This is a genomic window from Vibrio sp. 070316B (assembly GCF_013114115.1).
Classification (GTDB): domain Bacteria; phylum Pseudomonadota; class Gammaproteobacteria; order Enterobacterales; family Vibrionaceae; genus Vibrio; species Vibrio chagasii_B.
Genome location: NZ_VTYC01000001.1, coordinates 426000 through 445605, shown reverse-complemented (window position 1 = coordinate 445605; position 19606 = coordinate 426000). Strand labels below are relative to the sequence as shown.

General features: G+C 43.9%; 14 protein-coding genes and 1 pseudogene. 10 read left to right on the top strand and 5 right to left on the bottom strand.

Going from position 1 to position 19606, the window contains the following annotated elements; genetic code table 11:
* Nucleotides 1-45: 45 nt before the first annotated feature.
* Nucleotides 46-1308, bottom strand: coding sequence for a DUF945 family protein (locus F0251_RS02035; RefSeq protein ID WP_171730189.1), 1263 nt, complete (start codon nt 1306-1308; stop codon nt 46-48).
* 183 nt (nt 1309-1491) lie between these two features.
* On the opposite strand from F0251_RS02035, the gene F0251_RS02030 reads away from it, so the two are divergent.
* The 3 genes from F0251_RS02030 to F0251_RS02020 all read left to right on the top strand — a co-directional run bounded on the left by F0251_RS02030 (nt 1492) and on the right by F0251_RS02020 (nt 4761).
* Complete coding sequence (locus tag F0251_RS02030; RefSeq protein ID WP_116870345.1) at nt 1492-3435, top strand: ATP-binding protein; 1944 nt, start codon at nt 1492-1494, stop codon at nt 3433-3435.
* Nucleotides 3428-3925, top strand: coding sequence for a response regulator (locus F0251_RS02025; protein WP_061031648.1), 498 nt, complete (start codon nt 3428-3430; stop codon nt 3923-3925). Before F0251_RS02030 ends, F0251_RS02025 begins: the two co-directional genes overlap by 8 nt.
* Before the next feature lie 293 nt (nt 3926-4218).
* Nucleotides 4219-4761, top strand: a complete 543-nt coding sequence (locus F0251_RS02020; RefSeq protein ID WP_004741569.1) for a hypothetical protein — start codon at nt 4219-4221, stop codon at nt 4759-4761.
* 140 nt (nt 4762-4901) lie between these two features.
* Here F0251_RS02020 and F0251_RS02015 read toward each other — a convergent pair whose 3' ends face one another.
* Nucleotides 4902-5483, bottom strand: a complete 582-nt coding sequence (locus F0251_RS02015) for a TfoX/Sxy family DNA transformation protein (RefSeq protein ID WP_004741568.1) — start codon at nt 5481-5483, stop codon at nt 4902-4904.
* A gap of 358 nt (nt 5484-5841) precedes the next feature.
* On the opposite strand from F0251_RS02015, the gene F0251_RS02010 reads away from it, so the two are divergent.
* The 5 genes from F0251_RS02010 (at nt 5842) to F0251_RS01990 (ending at nt 11386) form a co-directional block, all read left to right on the top strand.
* Nucleotides 5842-6762, top strand: coding sequence for an HDOD domain-containing protein (locus tag F0251_RS02010; RefSeq protein ID WP_171730188.1), 921 nt, complete (start codon nt 5842-5844; stop codon nt 6760-6762).
* A gap of 39 nt (nt 6763-6801) precedes the next feature.
* Nucleotides 6802-7707 carry a lysine exporter LysO family protein gene (locus tag F0251_RS02005; protein WP_116870344.1) on the top strand — a complete coding sequence of 302 codons (906 nt, stop codon included), beginning with the start codon at nt 6802-6804 and terminating at the stop codon, nt 7705-7707.
* 174 nt (nt 7708-7881) lie between these two features.
* Nucleotides 7882-8409 carry a hypothetical protein gene (locus tag F0251_RS02000; RefSeq protein ID WP_171730187.1) on the top strand — a complete coding sequence of 176 codons (528 nt, stop codon included), beginning with the start codon at nt 7882-7884 and terminating at the stop codon, nt 8407-8409.
* Between the two features lie 118 nt (nt 8410-8527).
* Nucleotides 8528-10171: a pyridoxal-dependent aspartate 1-decarboxylase PanP gene (gene panP, locus F0251_RS01995; RefSeq protein WP_171730186.1), complete on the top strand. Its 1644-nt coding sequence runs from the start codon at nt 8528-8530 to the stop codon at nt 10169-10171.
* A 360-nt stretch (nt 10172-10531) separates the two neighbouring features.
* Entirely contained in the window at nt 10532-11386 is an 855-nt protein-coding gene (locus tag F0251_RS01990) for a MurR/RpiR family transcriptional regulator (protein ID WP_004734686.1), read from the top strand.
* 237 nt (nt 11387-11623) lie between these two features.
* Here the strand turns inward: F0251_RS01990 and F0251_RS01985 are convergent.
* Nucleotides 11624-12769 (bottom strand): annotated as a pseudogene (locus F0251_RS01985) (iron-containing alcohol dehydrogenase); the annotation flags it as partial.
* Nucleotides 12770-13289: 520 nt separating this feature from the next.
* Here F0251_RS01985 and F0251_RS01980 point away from each other — a divergent pair.
* Entirely contained in the window at nt 13290-13553 is a 264-nt protein-coding gene (locus F0251_RS01980) for a GrxA family glutaredoxin (protein ID WP_004741562.1), read from the top strand.
* A 242-nt stretch (nt 13554-13795) separates the two neighbouring features.
* On the top strand, nt 13796-15478 hold the full coding sequence (locus F0251_RS01975) for an aspartate:alanine antiporter (RefSeq protein ID WP_008222852.1): 1683 nt from the start codon (nt 13796-13798) through the stop codon (nt 15476-15478).
* 383 nt (nt 15479-15861) lie between these two features.
* Here F0251_RS01975 and fabV read toward each other — a convergent pair whose 3' ends face one another.
* Together fabV and F0251_RS01965 are read right to left on the bottom strand one after the other, a co-directional pair.
* Nucleotides 15862-17064, bottom strand: coding sequence for an enoyl-ACP reductase FabV (gene fabV / locus F0251_RS01970; RefSeq protein ID WP_061031654.1), 1203 nt, complete (start codon nt 17062-17064; stop codon nt 15862-15864).
* 210 nt (nt 17065-17274) lie between these two features.
* Entirely contained in the window at nt 17275-19557 is a 2283-nt protein-coding gene (locus F0251_RS01965; RefSeq protein ID WP_061031655.1) for an acyl-CoA dehydrogenase, read from the bottom strand.
* Between the last annotated feature and the right edge of the window lie 49 nt (nt 19558-19606).

Here is a 19606-nt window from a genome sequence, read left to right as displayed (position 1 = left end):
TTAATGCGCTAAATTGCCCTATGAGTAATTCTTGCCTACTCAGCTTTATTGAACAAAAGCCGGCATAAGTAGTGCAATTAATGGAATTTCTTGTCCATTTTCAAACACTAGGTTTCCATTTTTTAGGTCAGCGCTGATTTCGTAACCCTTGTCCGTTTCTTTGATCATTTCCATCACGATCAACTCATCGATACCTTCGCGAATAAACGGGTACTCTTCTACCAGTCCGTTTGAGAAACTCGAGTGAAGATTACCCGTTAGTGCAGGCATAATCATTGAAGGGTTACTGCTGATGTTTTCTGTACCTTCAGGAACACTCACCAACCACTTCGATTCAAACTGGCCTTTGCCTAACTCTAGTGACATGTTGTTCATTGAAAGGTCGAAGCCCTTAGCAAATAGAATGTCGATGAATGGGATGATCTCAGCAACGTCTTCTTGTGTTAGAACAGGATTAGACTGGTAAATCTCAAAGATATTCTCGAACGACTCGCTATCGAGTTTCGACATTTCGAAATCAACATTTAAGTTGTTCACTTGTCCTTCACTCGTCTCGATGTTTGCGATATCCAGTTTAAGGTTGCTACGCAGACGCTTGGTTGCATCATCCAGGTGCGACTCAAAATCATACATTGAGTTCTCGATAGTCATGAATGGCTGCATTGCCGAATCTGAAATCAAGAAACTATCAATAGTGAAGTTTTGTGTACCAAGCCAGTAACCTTTGGCTTGCTGACCTGAACCGATGCCTTTCAGGTTCGATAACGTCACCTCTTCACCCGTTTCAAAATCGATCTGAACAGAAGGGATAGAAAGCTCGTAATCCACTTGGCCTAACACTGTCGCATGGCCTGTCAGGTTCGACTTAGTGATAGACACCGAGGTACCATTCTCATCAGTGCCTTGATGATTAAACTGGCTCAACTCGAAGTCGAAGTCCGTATTACCGTTTAGCTCTGTGCTTGTCGTTAATGTCAGTGGCAGAATGTCAGTATTATCGAACGTCGAAACAGCATTAAGACTAACCAAACCATGGCTAACCGCACTGTTAATGACAAACTCACTTGGTAAGCCATCTATCGCAAGCTGCTCTTTAAGATCTTCATCCGTCACAGTGATGCGAGTGGTTACATTAGAAGAAAGATAACCCCTATCGTACTCAACGATCTCAGCTTGAATGCTCGAATTGTTAAGTTTTGCAACGCCATCAGTAATCGCATTTTGTCCAATTTGCCCAACCGCTAAAGGCCAGCAAAGAGCCAATGAGATTGCGCCGCCAATTGCGCCAATTTTTCTTAACTGTTCCATGAGTTCTCTTTCTACATGTGTTTGTTTTTTTCAGTCTAACCCATCAGTCGCAAACAAGAAACATTGAGTTAAATCAGTCTATTGCTCGATACTGCAATTCACTCAGCAAATTAACGGCTAGCTCTCATCCTTATTCGACAGTTCTTGCTAGGCTAGAAGCGTCGCTACTACTAAGGGTAAACTGTGAATCAATACGCTGTTATCTGTTTGGACAATAATCCGATCAGCATTGAGAGGATACGTACGGAGTTGGCTCCGTTGTCTGGTGTTTTCGATATCTATACTGCCGAGAACATCGAAGATGCACACCACGCATTGGAAGACATCCATGACAACCACCAAACGGTCGCTTTGGTGATAACTCACCATCACTCTGAATTTAATGGCGTGCAGTTTCTTATTGAACTTGAACAGCTTCCTCATAGTAATACTGCTAGAACCATTTTGGTCAGCGCGTCGTCAGACATTCAATCCATTCTAACAGCGGTAAACGAAGGCAGGCTGAATCACTGCCTAACGAAACCGGTTCAGGATAAGGTTCTCTTCAAGTCGGCTCAAAAGGAGCTGACGTCTTTTGTTATCCAATACGACTCTGAAAACCTGTTGTCTTATAGTGATGCGTTAGATCAACAGCGCTTATTAAGAGCACACATAGAACAAAAGATTCAATCTTTTCAATCAGGTTTTATTCACGATTACCACCAGCTCTCAGACAATGCGCTCGCTGAACGTGTCTTCAATGCCTTGCAAGAGGTCTTCTCTAAAGATGACAAGACCAGAGCGATTCGCGATTACTCACCAGAGCATTTGTTAACGGTTGAAGGAGAAGATAATCGCTTCTTGTGGTTGATCATTGAGGGTGAAGTCGCTCTCTACAAGAAAGATGAATTAGGACAGCAGCGAGAGGTCGTGCGTCACTCTAAAGGCAACATAGTCGGCGGGATGTCATTTGTGACAGGCGAACCTTCGTTCTCTACTGGCCTCACCCTTACCCAGACACGAGTGATCAAGCTCGACAAAGAGAGTTTTGCTCAGGTGATGCATTCCAACAATACCCTACTTCCTCTGTTCACTAATCTATTACTCCGGCATTTCAATCGACGCTTACAGCGCAGCATCACCAATAAAATCAAGTTGCAACAAACGCTCGAATCATTGGAGTCCGCACACCAGCAATTAATTGAAAAAGAGAAGATGGCTATGCTTGGGCAACTTGTCGCTGGTGTCGCGCATGAGCTTAATAACCCCATAGCGGCAATTATGAGAAGTATTGAAACGCTATCAGAGCATCTAGACCAAATACTCGAGAACCTCGCTGTTCCCGAATCTAATAAAGGAACAGAGGTGTTAGCGTGTTCAAAATTAGCCAAACCGCTTTCGACTTCACAAGAAAGGCAACTGGTAAAACACCTTACATCAACGATCGATGACCGTGCTCTCGCCAAAAAAGCGGTTAGATTGAATTTAAGCCAAGATGCTAAGGTTTTAGAGACCCTGAAAGACTCACCTATCGCTGGTAGAGAGCTACTCAATGACTTAGAGCATTACCACTATGTTGGAAATTCTATCCGTTCCATTCAAGTGTGTAGCAAACGCATTGCCGATATGGTGAAGAGCCTAAAGAGCTATGCTCGTGAAGATGAAGAGGTTCGTCACTATGCCGATATCCATGAAGGGCTAGAAGATACCTTGGTGATCTTTGAAAATAGGTTGAAGCACCACCAACTTGAAAAGCACTATGACACCACTTTACCCGCTTTACTTTGCCAGCCGCTTGCATTGCAACAAGTGTGGACCAACCTTCTCTCCAATGCACTTGATGCCCTATCAGAGCGTGGCGAGGTGTCTATTACCACCTCCCAACAAACTAAAGACAATCAAACGTTTCTAGTAGTACAGATATCAGACACCGGCATTGGAATCGCGCAGGAAGACATCAACTCTATTTTCAACCCAAACTTTACGACTAAAAAAGAGGGCAACTTCGGCTTAGGGATTGGGTTGTCCATTTCTCAACAAATTGTTTCGGCTCATCAAGGGTTTATTTTGGTTGAGTCTGAGGTAGGCAGCCATACGCACATGCAAGTGTGGCTTCCATTCAAACAAGAAGGAGCACCTCATGAATAAGTACCTAATTTTATGCGTTGATGATGAACCAGAAGTGCTCAACAGTGTGCTTCAAGACTTGGCCACATTCGAAGATAACTTCATCGTCGAGGGTGCAGAGTCAGTGGATGAAGCCAAGCAAGTGATTAAAGAGATGGGACAAGATGGTATTCAGCTCGCTCTGATCTTGTGCGACCACATCATGCCTGAAAAAACAGGGATCGATTTTCTTATCGAACTTAACCAGCACGAATCTACAAAGCCAACACGCAAGCTGCTACTCACTGGGCAAGCCGGACTGGAAGATACGGTAACCGCAATCAATAACGCGGCACTCGATTTCTATATTTCGAAACCTTGGCAAGGTGATCAGCTCAGAGATACCATTACTCAGCAGCTAACCGATTACGTAATTGCCAACGATAAACAGCTACTGAATTGGACTTCCATTCTTGATACAGAGCGCATCCTTACCTCGATGGCAGACAAGCGCACAAGCTTTGGAGAATAACGTTCACGATTAACGTTTGAAGGGCTATGAGATAAACAGCAGTCAATATAAGACGCCAAGGGATACATATAAAATTTGGATGATTTACTCATCTCGTTTTCTTATTTGCTCTAAAACATGAGATCTCCGTAGCAGACTGACCCTTAATTTGTTTATTTTTTAACTAAATGATTAAGGATTTACATTTTAATGGATTACTTTTCCGTGAGTTAGATTAAACTGTCTCGATGTTTATGGTTTGTCGATTTCTCTCAAGCCAAAGGAATTAACACTAATAAAGGTTTACGGTCGTTATGCGCAAAATACTACTTACTACCGCTATGCTGTTGGCTTCGAGCCAAGCGCTAGCTGTCGAAGAACAACCACAAGTAATGAGCAACTTCAGCTACGATTACTTTGAAGCACGTATCGGTGCTAGCCCTGTTACATTTGGTGGCGCGTTCAGTAAGTCTATCCACCCGAATGCTCACGCGATTGCGCGCATTGATTCAGAATTTGAAAGTGATTTCGACTCTGCTGTTGGTCTTGGCTTCCACGCTCCAATCAACAACTGGGCTGACTTAACAGGTGAAATGCTAGCGCGCATCGTTCAACCTGAACACACAAGCTCTACTGATATCGGCATGGAAGTGAACATTGGTGTTCGCCAATGGCTTGGTCCACAACTAGAAGTTGGTGGTAAAGGTGGTTACGTTTCTATCGATGACAACGATGATTGGATCGGTTCTGTTTACGCACGTTTCCACTCTACAGAGCTATTCTCTATCGGCGCTGAAGCTCGTATCAACGACTTCTACGGTGATCAGCTAATGTTCACAGCTCGCTTCAAGTACTAATACTTAGCTGACGAGTTCGAACCTTCGGGTTCTAAGAGAATACTCAGTCTCTTTAGTCGAGACACAAACAAAAAAACCGAGGATTTATTCCTCGGTTTTTATTTATAAACTGTAATTTCAAGCATATAAGGACGACTTCTTTAGTGGCAGCTCTTTAGTAATTGCTGCTTGCGTGGTTCTTGTAATAGTTTCCAATGGATACCATCAATCGCACCCGCAAATTTCCAAAGTAGTTTTAGGTCAACATCGTTTCCGTACGCTTTGCGAACCTTGTTAAATACTTCTGGTGCGCCTAACTGCATAAACATAGAAACATCGTCGACACCCGCCTTTTTCACCATGCGCTCTAACGTAAGCTGCATGTTAGGAAGATCTCTTAATCTACGGCTAGCAGATGACTTCTTGAAGCTGCGCTGCTGAATTGAATTATCGATAGAAGTACGAATAATGCTATCCAATTCAGGATGTTCGCATGTGAACAGATCAGTAATGTCGTAGTAGTTTACGGTTGCTGTTGTCTGTTTTTTCACATGGCGATACTTTTCACAATCAAGATCTGCCAGTTTTTTATCTAATGACTTGCCACCTCTAATGAATAAACAACCTTCACTCAATAAGGCAAACATAGCGTCATTTTGAAAGAGGCCAATACCTCCGAACATAGAACGTTTTTGATGCTCACCAAATTGATTCACGTAATTAATAAATGCTGTCTCGGTCATATCCGTTGATCCTTAATCAAATTACCCCGATTAGGTTGATCACCAGACAAGCAGCTTTTTATGCGAAAAATTTTTTAAATCTATTTTTATTGTTTAGGTGAATATTATAGTTGCGTTTTTCACCTTTAAATAAATGATACTTCGAAAAGAAAAATAAGTCTGGACTTAGTTCACATCAATCAATTGTGTATTACGCTTTTTCATGATTAACATCACACAAAGCTATCATTCCGTGATTGAATTTTGACGCTTGATGATACACCGGTTCAATATTTAAAAGCTCGTGTGGACCGATCAGTATTGCCTCGCAGCATTGTGGCTTGTAAAATGGTAGGACATACATGTTTTTACTTTTTATATGAATCATTTATCGTTTTTCTGGCTACCACAAAACAAGGCACTTCTTCTTAAGGGCCTAGAATCAGAATTTGCCCAACTTGTTGGACATTCCATCTCAGCGGGAAAAATAACCCTTCCTCCTATCCCTAACGTTGTACTTAAAATCCAAAAACTTTGTACCCTTGAATCGACTGGGATAGCCGAGGTTGCCGAGTGCTTACTTGAAGATCCAGGCCTTACAGCCATCGTCATTCGAGTGGCTAACTCTGTCGTCTTTAACAGGCGCAACATTACCTGTGTCGACATTATGACGGCCGTTTCACGCCTGGGCATATTGCGAGTTCGTGACATCGTGACAGCACAAGCGATCGAGCAACTCAAGCACTCTGTTGATTTAAGTAAAGAGTGTAACCAGCTATTGATTCAAAGCGCTTCTGTATCAAAAGAGTTAGGCGCAACCATGGTACTTGTGACCAATGGCTTTAAAGAGATCGCCCCTGCTGAATACCGCTACCTTGAACATGAGAAGTCTTTGCTGGTTGGGTTATTAGCCGATATCGGGCTGTTCTGCCTAGTAAGCGAATACCACCTATACCTTGAGAACGGTAACTACCTCGACCACGATATTGCTCTGCAGATTTTCCAAGGTCAATGTTCAGCTACCAGCAAGCTAGTACTCAAGCGTTGGGGCTTCGACAGCGACTTCATTGACGTGTGCAGCAACACCATCAATAAACAAGAAAAACGTGAAGTTTCTTACTTAGATATCGCACGCATTGCTAACCACCTACTGATGTTCAGAAACAAGGATGAAAACATCGATGATCACGAAGTTGAGCTCAACGTGACAGGTGCAGAAGTGCTTTATAATCTAAGCAACTTGAGTAAACATGATTTTAATGCAAAGCTAAACGACGTGATCAACGCTAGTGGCTTCTAAGTCATAGAAAAAGTTGAAGTAATTGCAATAGAGGAAAGCATGTTTACAGGGATGATCTTCATATTTGCTCCACTTGTTGTGGGGTATCTATTTTCAATTTCAAACACCCAAACGCTAGAATTCATCAACCGCTCTACATCGCGCTTGATCTATGTAATTCTAGCGCTGATGGGATTAAGCCTTGCCGCGCTTGATAATCTTGGTAGCAACCTACAGACAATCCTTCTTTATACGGTCACTTTCTTTGTCTGCTTGAGTGTATGTAACCTGATGGCGCTACCTGCAATAGATAAAATGCTGCCGCTTAAAACAGACAGCAGCCAAAAGAAGCTCCCTCTGTCTTCCATGGCAATGGAATCTGCCAAGCTCATTTTGGTTGTCGGCTCTGGTCTTATCGCAGGACTCGTTCTGCCTATCGGCCTTGATTGGGTTGACACTGCCAGCGAATGGATCCTATTCGTTCTTCTGTTCTTCATCGGCATCCAACTGCGTAACAGTGGTTTAACCCTTAGACAAATCTTGCTCAACAAGCATGGCATGGTCATCGCTGTCACGATAATTATCACCTCTATGTTAGGCGGCGTGATAGCGGCTTACTTGTTGGATATCCCTCTGTTTAAAGCGCTAGCCATGTCTTCTGGTTTTGGTTGGTACTCTTTGGCTGGAATCCTAATGGGCGATGCATTTGGTCCGGTTTACGGCGGAGCGTCATTCATGCTTGAGCTACTGAGAGAGCTTGTTGCCTTAGTCCTGATTCCAGTGCTCATTCGTAGCTATCCATGTACGTCTATTGGTTATGCAGGAGCTACCGCCATGGACTTCACTTTGCCTGTTATTCAAACAACAGGCGGCGTCCGCTGTGTGCCGATCGCGATTGTTAGTGGATTTATATTGAGTCTACTCGTGCCCATTTTGATGTTGTTCTTTGTATCTCTTGCTAACTAGATCGCAGGAATAGCGATCGATTTAGATTAGAATGCATCTCGAATACCAACGCCCAAGATACCGATACAGTTACCCAAATAAAAAGACACTAAGTGTCATTGCTCAACAAAGAATGATCACGGTAACCTGTAACGACAAAGTAATAACAAGAATAAACTTACAAAAGGACCCGCTATGAAACGCCTTTGCGTCGCATTACTGCTAGCTTCAACTTCTACTTTCTCTTTTGCAGCAGATTCAATATCTGAAACAAACCAGTGCCAAGCGAAAAAATACGATGCTTACATCGACGCTTCTCTAAATTGGTACGCCGATCTTGCTGAACTCACCTCTGAACAATACCCAGAGCTAACAGAAGTCAGCGAATGGTTCCTTGAAGGCCGTAAGGACCACTTCGAGCTAAATCGTGCAGCGGTACACTACTACTTGGTAAACGACTCAAGCAAAGTAGCTACAGAGCAACCTGTTGAAGGTTGGCTGCAACTTGAGCAACATGACATTAAAACGCTATCACAGCGCGATGATGAACTAGGCAAGGTAGCAAAAACGACGTTCGACGACCGTCAATCAAAGCCTCACGCTCAAAACTACGAGCTGCGTTCTGCGTTTGCAGAGCTACTTAGCCACCCTAAACAGATCGATACAGCACTGCAGCGTTACAACACGTCTATTGCTGAACTTGAAGCGATTAAATGTAAGTAACCCCTCATTTAATAGGCTTTTATGAGAAGTTGGATTTCATAATTAAGACGGGACATTGTTCCCGTTTTCGTTTAGATTGTCCCGCTCGCGTCAATATTAGAAAAATAACTCGCTTGCTATGGTTACGGAACAAAAAACAGCAGATGTTAGCTTCGACAGTCTTCTACGTATCTTCACGGTACCTGAAGGCCCAGATTCAACACTCACTCAAATTGAAGACAAACTTTCACGAAACCTGAATCAGTTCTTACGTGAACATATCGTGGCTGAAGAAAAGCCACTGCGTGAAATTGAGAAAGATTTTTCAAATGCTCATATCCCAGAGCAGCCTGAGTTTGTTTCTGAACATACTGAGCATCTCCTCGATTCTCTTGTATCGCACTCGGTTCATACGTCTTCACCAAGCTTCATTGGTCACATGACGTCTGCCCTGCCTTACTTCTTGATGCCGCTTTCTAAAATCATGATTGCGCTGAATCAGAACCTAGTAAAAATCGAGACTTCAAAAGCTTTCACTCCTTTAGAACGTCAGGTTCTAGGTATGCTTCATCGCTTAATCTATCAAGATGATGACGCGTTCTATTCTCGTTGGATGCACAGTGCAAATCACTCATTAGGGGCGTTTTGTTCTGGTGGTACTATCGCGAACATTACTGCGCTTTGGGTCGCACGTAACAATGCGCTAAAAGCACAGGGCTCGTTCAAAGGTGTAGAGAAAGAAGGCTTATTCAAAGCCATGAAACACTACGACTACGAAGGCCTAGCCATCTTAGTCTCTGAACGTGGTCACTACTCCCTGAAAAAAGCCGCTGACGTACTGGGTATTGGTCAGGAAGGTCTTGTATCAGTTAAAACAGATAACGACAATCGCATTTGTACTGACGACCTACGACTGAAGATCGAGCAGCTCAAGCAGAACAAGATTAAGCCTTTCGCCGTTATCGGTGTCGCTGGTACAACTGAAACCGGTAATATCGATCCACTAAGAGATATTGCAGAGGTATGTGCCGAGTCTGACTGTCATTTCCACGTCGATGCAGCTTGGGGTGGTGCGACCTTAATGTCGAATAATCACCGTCACCTTTTAGATGGTATTGAGCTGGCTGATTCGGTCACTATCGATGCTCACAAGCAGCTTTACATCCCTATGGGTGCTGGCATGGTTCTGTTTAAGAAACCAGATGCGATGACAGCCATTGAACACCACGCGCAATACATTCTGCGTAAAGGATCGAAAGACTTAGGTAGCCATACTTTAGAAGGTTCTCGTTCAGGTATGGCGATGCTGGTTTATGCTGCAATGCACATCATCAGCCGTCCAGGCTATGAACTGCTGATCGATCAAAGCATCAACAAAGCACGCTACTTTGCCGACCTAATCAAAGAACAAAGTGATTTCGAACTGGTATCTGAACCAGAACTTTGCTTACTGACCTACCGCTACATTCCTGAAGTGGTAAAAGCAGCCCTGCTTAAAGCAGCTCCTGAACAGCGTGTAGAGTTGAACGAACTTCTGAACGAACTGACTAAGTTTATCCAGAAGAAACAGCGTGAAACAGGCAAATCGTTTGTATCTCGTACTCGCCTAAACCCTGAAGCGTGGGCTCATCAGCCAATCATCGTTTTCCGCGTAGTACTTGCTAACCCCTTAACGGGCAACGAGATTCTTTCTTCTGTACTTGAAGAGCAGCGTGAAATCTCTAAACTTGCTCCTAACTTGATGGGTAAGATCACCAAACTGGTTACGCAAATAAACGCATAGCCATTCAATTTTAGTTGCATCAAATTGAAAATTTATTTCTTTTTGATGTAACTTAGCTGTCAGTTCATACTCAAATCGCATTCTTTTTGCTCAAAGCCTCTTCCAATTCTGTACTTTTCTAAAATTTTGTTGAGGCCTGTCATATTCTTAAGCATTCATCCCGTGTTTTTGTATTAGTAAATAGTATGTTGGGTTTATACTGACTCTATGGTGCTAGTTAGCTTGATATCTATTTGATACAGCAGTAATTACAACACCCAACACTGCGTTGGTACTGTGTTTACTGAAATTTGTTTCAGCCATACCCCCTGGTAAAAAGATATTAACTAGCAAGTTGTTCTCTATACCCTTGTGAACACTATGAATACATTAGAAAAAATACAAAAAAACCTGGAAAATTTCAGCAAGTCTGAGCGTAAAGTAGCCGAAGTAATTATGGCTTCCCCTCAAACTGCAATCCATTCTAGCATTGCTACCTTAGCTAAAATGGCTGACGTAAGTGAGCCTACAGTTAACCGCTTCTGTCGTCGTTTAGACACAAAGGGCTTTCCTGACTTTAAACTTCACCTAGCTCAAAGCTTGGCGAACGGTACACCTTATGTGAACCGTAATGTTGAAGAAGATGATGGTCCAGATGCTTATACGCACAAAATCTTTGAATCAACTATGGCATGTCTAGACGTTGCTAAAAACAGTCTAGATGCGATGCAAGTGAACCGTGCGGTTGACTTGTTGACTCAAGCAAAACGCATTTCGTTCTTCGGACTAGGTGCCTCTTCTGCCGTAGCGAAAGACGCTCAAAACAAGTTTATTCGTTTTAATATCCCAATCACGTGTTTTGAAGACATCGTGATGCAACGCATGAGCTGCATTAACTGCAGCGATAACGACGTTATCGTTCTTATCTCTCACACAGGCCGCACGAAGAGCCAAGTTGAGATTGCGAACCTAGCTCGTGAAAACGGCGCGACAGTTATCGCTATCACAGCGAAAGACTCTCCACTTGATAAGGCAAGTTCACTGTCTATTTCACTGGATGTGCCAGAAGACACTGACGTATACATGCCAATGGCAAGCCGCGTTGTGCAAATGACGGTTATCGATGTATTAGCAACTGGCTTTACACTTCGTCGTGGTTCAGGTTTCAGAGAGAATCTAAAGCGTGTCAAAGAGTCACTTCGTGATTCACGCTACGAGAAATACTCTCAGTTCTAACCCCAAAGATTAGAATTAAAAAACGGAGCCAAGTGCTCCGTTTTTATTTATCTACGTCTTCAATAGTGTCATGGCCTTTTACCAATACTATTAAATGGTCCAGCTGTTCCCCTTCTCCACCACACTATTCTCTGAGGCATAAGAGTTGATGATCGTGAAACTCGACTCCACCATTGAAGACTCTTCATCTTGGTGCTTCAACGCCTCGGAACCTCTGCGCTCGCCACAATCGCACTTCTCGCAAACCTGCTGCAGAATATGAATTAAACGCTCTTGATTCAATGGCAATGGATTCCCTTTAATAGCAACCGACTTAAGTGCATCAGCCGATACCTCTTCGAATTGCGCTTCACAAACACCAAACTCTAATAGACTTGGTAACTTAAGCGTATCGAGTACTTCTGATAACCACTGAATGGCATCCTCTGCCGAGGCTTGTGCTTTGCCCGTGACTATTTGAGCAATCCTTTGATAGCGCTCTAAAATATCGCTTCTTTGATGCTCCCTCGCGACCTCAATATTCTCTAGCATCACAAATGGGGCTAACCGAGCAGTAATCACGCTGTGTGGAGCCGATATCTTTCCGCCCAATGCAGACGCTAAACCATGCGCTGCACCTAGCTTGGCGTTGGTGATTGCCATACCACCAAGCATGGAAGCGAATGCCAGATCAGAGCGTGCTTGCGGTTCATCACAAACACACGCTTGCACCACGGAACCGCTGAGCTTACGCAACCCTTCTTCACAGATCATATCCGTCAATGGGTTTGGGTCTCCGCATACATAGGCTTCCATCAAGTGAGTAAAGGCATCCATTGCACCGCGCCCTGACAAGTATAGGTTAGTACCATAAGTCAAAGTTGGGTCGACAATCGCTACGTCAGCCAGCATGTCTGGGCTTCTTAAGCTTATCTTTACTTGGTCTTGCCCTGATTTAAGCACTGCGTTCTTGGTGACTTCAGCACCAGTACTCGCAGTGGTGGGAATGGCAACAAAAGGCAGTGGCTTGGTTTTGAGAGGCACATTACGTCCAACCACTTCAACATAGTCATAGAGGTTGCCTTGGTTAGGTAGTACGGCTGCTAACGCTTTCCCCATATCTATCGCACTGCCGCCGCCCATAGCAATCACCATATCTGGCTTAAATCGTCGTGCAGATATCGCCGCCTCTTCGACCATTTTGATATTAGGCTCGCCAGTAACTGCGATGTGTTGATAGCGCATGCTTTGAGCATCTAGATAATCGGTGACAATGGATGTGCGCTCTAATGTGCTACCTGTCACCAACAGTACGCTGTAACCGTATTGGTTGAAGAGAGACAATGAAGCGGAAAGTGCTCCATCACCAAAGATGATCTTTGTAGATGTCATAAATTGAAACATGGTGCCTCCTGCGCCTATGACCAAACAAAACTGCGAACTCTTGGTTGTTGGAATGTATCTTTGTATCTCAAGCTTGATTTAAAATCGATTCGTAAGACGCTTATGCTTACAAGCGTCGAATAGGGAAAAAGAGAGCGAACAAGTACTATTGACCCGCGTGTCACTCGAACTCTTTATTTCCGCGTATCTGTAATAAGATGCCTCGTTCTAATCGCAATTTTTTTGACGCGGTGCAACTTGTCGCGCTAAAGATAGATAAAAGTCGGTTTCTTAGGGGTAATTCACACTCTACTTCTAAGGGTACTCAATCTAGATACCTATCAAAAACCAGCATGGATCCTTATTATGACGATTATTTGTTCTGATAGGCAAAACCTATTGTATTAAGAGGTAATTCCATCTTTATTTCCCTAGGGCATTAGGGCATAGTTGGATTCAAGAATTTTTGAGTCTTGTTCAATTAAGAATAGTTGACGTATTTTCGGTTAACGAGCCTCATCCCGTATTTAGGAGAAATGAAATGTTTGTAGTTATTTTTGGTCGCCCAGCTTGCCCATTCTGTGTTCGTGCAAAAGAGCACGCAGAAACTCTTAAAGCAAAACGTGATGACTTCAACTACCGTTATGTTGACATTCACGCTGAAGGCATCAGCAAAGCAGACCTAGAGAAGACTGTTGGTAAGCCAGTTGAAACTGTGCCACAAATCTTCATCGACCAAGACCACATCGGCGGCTGCACAGAATTTGAAGCATACGCAAAAGAAAACCTAGGTCTTTTCGACTAATTTAGATTTCAAACCTTGGGCTAAGCCCATAATCAGCTGAACATTTTTAGTGTCAGACTGTAAGATTTCTATTAAGCCCGCTTATTAAAGCGGGCTTTTTTTATAGCCAGTTTTCATGCGATATAAGAATCTGGTCAAAATCAAGTAAAAAGGGAAAATATCACTTATAATTTATTTATATTTAGATACAATCCACATTTCAAACTTACCCTGTTTTTCACGCCTATTATTGAGCGACCACTGTGAATATCGACGTTGTTTTTCTGCTAGAACAAAACCCCATTCTCCTCATCTTTGTTGTTTTATCGATTGGTTTAGCCATTGGTAAAATTCGCTTTGGTAGCCTCCAGCTTGGCAACTCAATAGGTGTCCTGATTACTTCTCTTGTGATGGGTCATCTAGGTTTCTCATTTAACGCAGATGCCCTAACTATTGGCTTTATGCTATTCATCTACTGTGTGGGTATTGAAGCGGGACCGAACTTCTTTGGTATCTTTTTCCGAGATGGCAAACACTACCTTATTTTAAGCTTAGTGGTGCTCTCCACAGCTATTGCGCTTACTTACTTCTGCAGCGAGTACTTAGGCCTTAGTTTCGGACTTTCTGCCGGCATGATGGCTGGTGCACTGACCGCAACGCCAATCTTGGTAGGTGCCCAGGACGCACTCAACTCAGGGCTTGCTGAAGTGCCTAGGAACATGGATTTAAGCCTGATTATCGAAAACCTATCGGTCGGCTACGCGATGGCTTACCTAGTTGGCTTAATCAGTATGATTATGTTTGCTCGTCTGATTCCAAAACTTCAGAAAGTCAACCTGCACGACTCAGCAGAGCAAATTGCTCAAGAACGAGGCTTAGGCGCTTCGGGCCAGCGCAAGGTTTACCTGCCGATTATTCGTGCTTATCGTGTGGGACCAGAACTTATCTCTTGGACAGACGGTAAAAACCTGCGTGAGTTGGGTATCTATCGCCAAACAGGCTGTTACATCGAACGTATTCGCCGTAATGGCATTCTTGCACACCCAGATGGTGATGCCATTTTGCAAGAAGGCGACGAGATCGCATTGGTTGGTTTCCCGGATAGCCACGCGCGCCTAGACCCAAGTTTCCGTAATGGCAAAGAGGTTTTCGACCGTAACCTTCTTGACCTACGTATCGTGGAAGAAGAGATCGTCGTTAAAAGTGACAGTATCGCAGGTAAACGCTTATCAGACTTAAACCTGTCTGAATATGGTTGTTTCCTAAACCGCGTAGTAAGAGCTCAGATTGAAATGCCGATGGACTTAAACATCGTGCTTTCTAAAGGTGATGTACTGCAGGTAAGTGGTGAAAAGAGTCGTGTTCACGGCCTAGCAGAGAAAATTGGTTTCATCTCGATCCACAGCCAAATGGCGGATCTAATGGCGTTCTGTAGCTTCTTTATCTTGGGCATTCTATTTGGTTTGATCACGATGACATTTGGCCAGGTTTCATTTGGTTTAGGTAACGCGGTTGGCCTACTGCTATCCGGTATCATGCTTGGCTTCTTACGAGCGAACCACCCTACCTTTGGTTATGTACCTCAGGGGGCATTGAACATGGTCAAAGACCTCGGTTTGATGTTCTTTATGGTCGGTATCGGCTTAAGCGCTGGTGGAAAAATATTCGAGCACCTGACCCAAGTTGGCCCTCAGGTCATTGGTATTGCTCTGATCGTCAGTGTAATCCCGGTATTCTTCGCTTACTTAGTGGGCGCGTACATATTGAAAATGAACCGTGCACTGTTGTTTGGTGCCATCATCGGTGCACGAACCTGTGCTCCTGCAATGGACATCGTAAATGACCACGCTCGTTCAACAATTCCAGCACTGGGTTACGCGGGCACTTACGCAATAGCAAACATCTTGATGACCTTAGCTGGTACCTTCATCATCATTATCAGCTAGCGACACATCGCTAAACGATTCATTTCTAATGCACTAATTCATCTGGGTTAGTGCATTTTTTATTGCTTGTTTTTAGCACTTCAAGCCTCCTTCCCCGCTCCTACTCTTAGCTCTCTTCGCATCTCGAATCTCGCCACTCGTCTCTGCTCTTAAATCTTTTCGTATCTCGCCACTCGCATCCCGTATCTGCTCTTAACCTCTTCACATCCCGCCACTCGAATCCCACATCTGCTATTTAATCTCTTCTCATCCCGCCACTCGCATCCCGAATCCGCTCTTAATCTTTTCGTATCCCGTATCTGCTCTTAATCTCTTTAATCAAATAGCAGACAAAAAAATAGGCGCTCAATGAGCGCCTATTCGTTTAGATTCGATAATTTGAATTAGATGTCAGCTACATCAAATTCAACAGCTGGGTTAACGTCAGCTTCGTAATCAACACCTTCAACACCGAAACCGAATAGCTTCAAGAACTCTTCTTTGTACTCAACGTAGTCAGTCAGTTCTTTTAGGTTTTCAGTTGTGATTTGAGGCCATAGGTTACGACAGTGTTCTTGAATGTCGTCACGCAGTTCTAGATCATCCAGACGTAGACGGTTTACGTCATCAACTTCTGGAGCGCTACCATCTTCTTTGTATAGACGCTGGCTGAACATACGGAAGATCTGTTCCATACAACCTTCGTGAATACCTTCTTCACGCATCTTCTTGAACACCATAGCGATGTAAAGAGGCATAACAGGGATTGCAGAGCTTGCTTGAGTCACAACAGACTTAAGAACAGCAACGTTTGCAGTACCGCCAGTTTGGCCTAGCTTCTCATTCAGCGCTGTCGCTGCACGGTCTAGATCCATCTTAGCTTTACCTAGTGCGCCATCCCAGTAGATTGGCCACGTTAGTTCAGTACCGATGTAGCTGTAAGCTACCGTCTTACAACCGTCAGCTAGTACACCAGCTTCAGAAAGAGCGTTGATCCAAAGTTCCCAATCTTCACCGCCCATTACAGTTACAGTGTCTTTGATCTCTTCTTCAGTTGCAGGCTCTACGCTTGCTTCGATGATTGTGTCTTTGTTCGTATCAACCGCAGTTGACGTGTACGTTTCACCGATAGGCTTTAGAGATGAACGAATTACTTCGCCAGTCTCTGGCATTTTACGTACTGGAGACGCCAGTGAGTATACAACCATATCGATTTGGCCTAGATCTTCTTTGATCAGGTCAATTGTTTTTTGTTTCGCTTCGTTAGAGAAAGCATCGCCATTCAGGCTTTTTGAATATAGGCCTTCTTCTTTAGCAAACTTGTCGAACGCTGCTGAGTTGTAGAAACCAGCTGTGCCAGGCTTTTTCTCAGTACCGGCTTTCTCAAAGAAAACACCGATAGTTGAAGCGCCGCCACCAAATGCAGCCGCAATACGTGAAGACAAGCCGTAGCCACTTGAAGAGCCAACAACTAGTACACGTTTAGGTGCGTTTGCGATTGGGCCTTGAGCTTTTGTGTAAGCAATTTGTTCTTTTACATTAGCTTCACAACCGACTGGATGTGTTGTAGTACAGATGAATCCGCGAATTCGAGGTTTGATGATCATATTCAACTTCCTTAAAAAATCAGGTTAAGGATAAAAGTTTCGTACGCAAATGGCATCTAATTTCTGTAAAAATGTGGTGAAAATGCAAGTGGTTGGAGCACTCAGTAAATATTTGCTGACTAAGTCACCATTTGTTAACGCGTCTATTGCGACTTCTACGACAAAAACAAAAAAAGGCACCTTTTAAGGTGCCTTTTATCATTTCTTAATCTAAGCAACGCTATTTAGCTTAGGTTTTAACTCTTTTCGCGTCAAAGTTTCACTGTAATCGTGACTGAAGTGGTCAACTTGGATTGCAGCGTAGCGTAGTTTGTCTGCTGCAATGATTTGGTCAACTTCGTCTTGAGTCAGTACGTCTGCTGCCAGTGCTTGAGCAAGTTTGTCTTGCAGTAGACCTTTACGTGCTACTTTGCCCTCTTTAACCGCTTTAAAGATCTTACGTTCAAGTGGTTTGATGCTGTACATCGCATTGAACGCATTTTCCATCAAGCCAACGCTATCGTCTTCTTCCTGACCGATGTAGCAAAGGTGAGTCAGGCGTTCACGGTGTGCACCCGGCGTCATCAAGCTTTCAGCCAACTGGACTGTCAGATCATCGCTTGGTTTCTCGAAGTGGTTGCCCACAGGGAATATTAGACCTTTAAGTACCTTACCAACCACCTTATTCGGGAAGTTACGGTACGCCTCTTGTAGTGCCTTTGCAGCATGGTGGAAACAGTGCTGAACCGCGTAGTGTACATAGTCTAAGTCTGCTTGTTGACGACCTTCGTCTTCATACTTCTTAAGCGCAGCTGAAGCCATGTATAGGTAACTCAGACCATCACCTAAACGTGCAGAGATAAGCTCTTTACGTTTCAGTTCACCACCTAGAGTTAGCATCGCGAAGTCTGCACTTACCGCTAATGCACGGCTCAGACGAGTCAGGTCTTGGTAGTAAGGCTTAGTTGGACCACTCATGTCCGCTTTAATAAACTTAGAGCCAGTCAATGCTGCACCGAACGCGCCAAATGTGTTCTTAGTTGCGTGACCAATATGCTTGAATAACAAGTCATCGAAGTCTTTCGCGCCTTGCTTCTCATCTGGATTAGCTGCCGCTTCCATCTCGCTCAATACGTATGGATGACAACGTGTCGCACCTTGACCAAAGATCATCAGGTTACGAGTCAGGATGTTTGCACCTTCTACTGTGATTGCAACTGGGATACCTAGGTAAGGCGCAGCCAAGTAGTTCATCGGACCATCTTGAATTGCACGACCAGAGTGAATATCCATTGAATCATTCAGAATGGTACGTGCCATCTCTGTCATGTGGTATTTCGCGATAGCCGTTACGATGCCCGGTTTCTCTTTCATATCAAGCGATGTCGTCGTTAGAGTTCGTGTCGCTTCTAGTAGATACGTTAAACCACCAATGCGACCTAAGCTCTCTGCAACACCCTCAAACTTACCAATCGACATGCCAAACTGCTTACGAACGTATGCGTATGCACCTGTTGTTCTTGCCGTTAGGTGGCCCATTGCCGTACCTAATGCTGGTAATGAGATACCACGACCCGCAGATAGACACTCCACCAGCATACGCCAGCCTTTACCTGCGTAATCTGCGCCACCGATTAGCCATTCCATAGGAATGAATACGTCGTGGCCGCGTGTTGGACCGTTCATAAACGCCAGGCCTAGTGGGTCATGACGCTCACCAATCACAACACCTTCATGATCTGCTGGAATAAGCGCACACGTGATGCCGATATCTTCTTTATCACCCAATAGCTTTTCTGGATCGTGCAGTTTGAATGCTAGGCCAAGTACTGTTGCGACTGGTGCTAGCGTGATGTAACGCTTGTTCCAGTTAAGCTTGATACCCAGTGTCTCTTTACCTTCGTGCATCCCCATACATACAGTACCAACATCAGGAATACCGCCTGCATCAGAACCCGCTTCTGGGCCAGTTAGTGCGAAACATGGGATATCTGTACCGTCAGCAAGACGTGGTAGCCAGTAATCTTTCTGTTCTTGAGTACCATAGTGAGATAAAAGCTCACCAGGGCCAAGAGAGTTAGGAACCATTACAGAAACCGCGGCACTGATACTACGAGTTGCGATCTTAGTAACAATCGTTGAGTTTGCGTGTGCTGAAAATTCACGACCGCCGTACTCTTTAGAAATAATCAAAGAAAAGAAGCGTTCTTTGCGTAAGAAATTCCAAACTTCTTTCGGAAGATCTCGATCTTCTTTCACAATCTGATGGTCATCAAGCATAGAAAGCAAGGTTTCTAGCTCATTGTCCATAAAAGACTGCTCTTCTGATGAAAGTTGAGGTTTCGGGTATTGGTGCAGCTTAGTGAAGTCTGGCTTACCAGAAAACAGCTCTCCGTCCCACCACACGCTACCCGCTTCCATCGCTTCTTTTTCGGTGCTAGATAGTGGTGGTAGTACTTTTTTAAAGAGTTTAAAAGCTGGGTCACTTACCCATTTTTGTCTTAGAGAGCTCATAGTTCAGATCCTTTTGTTCACTATATTGGTTGTGAATTTATTCGCTTTT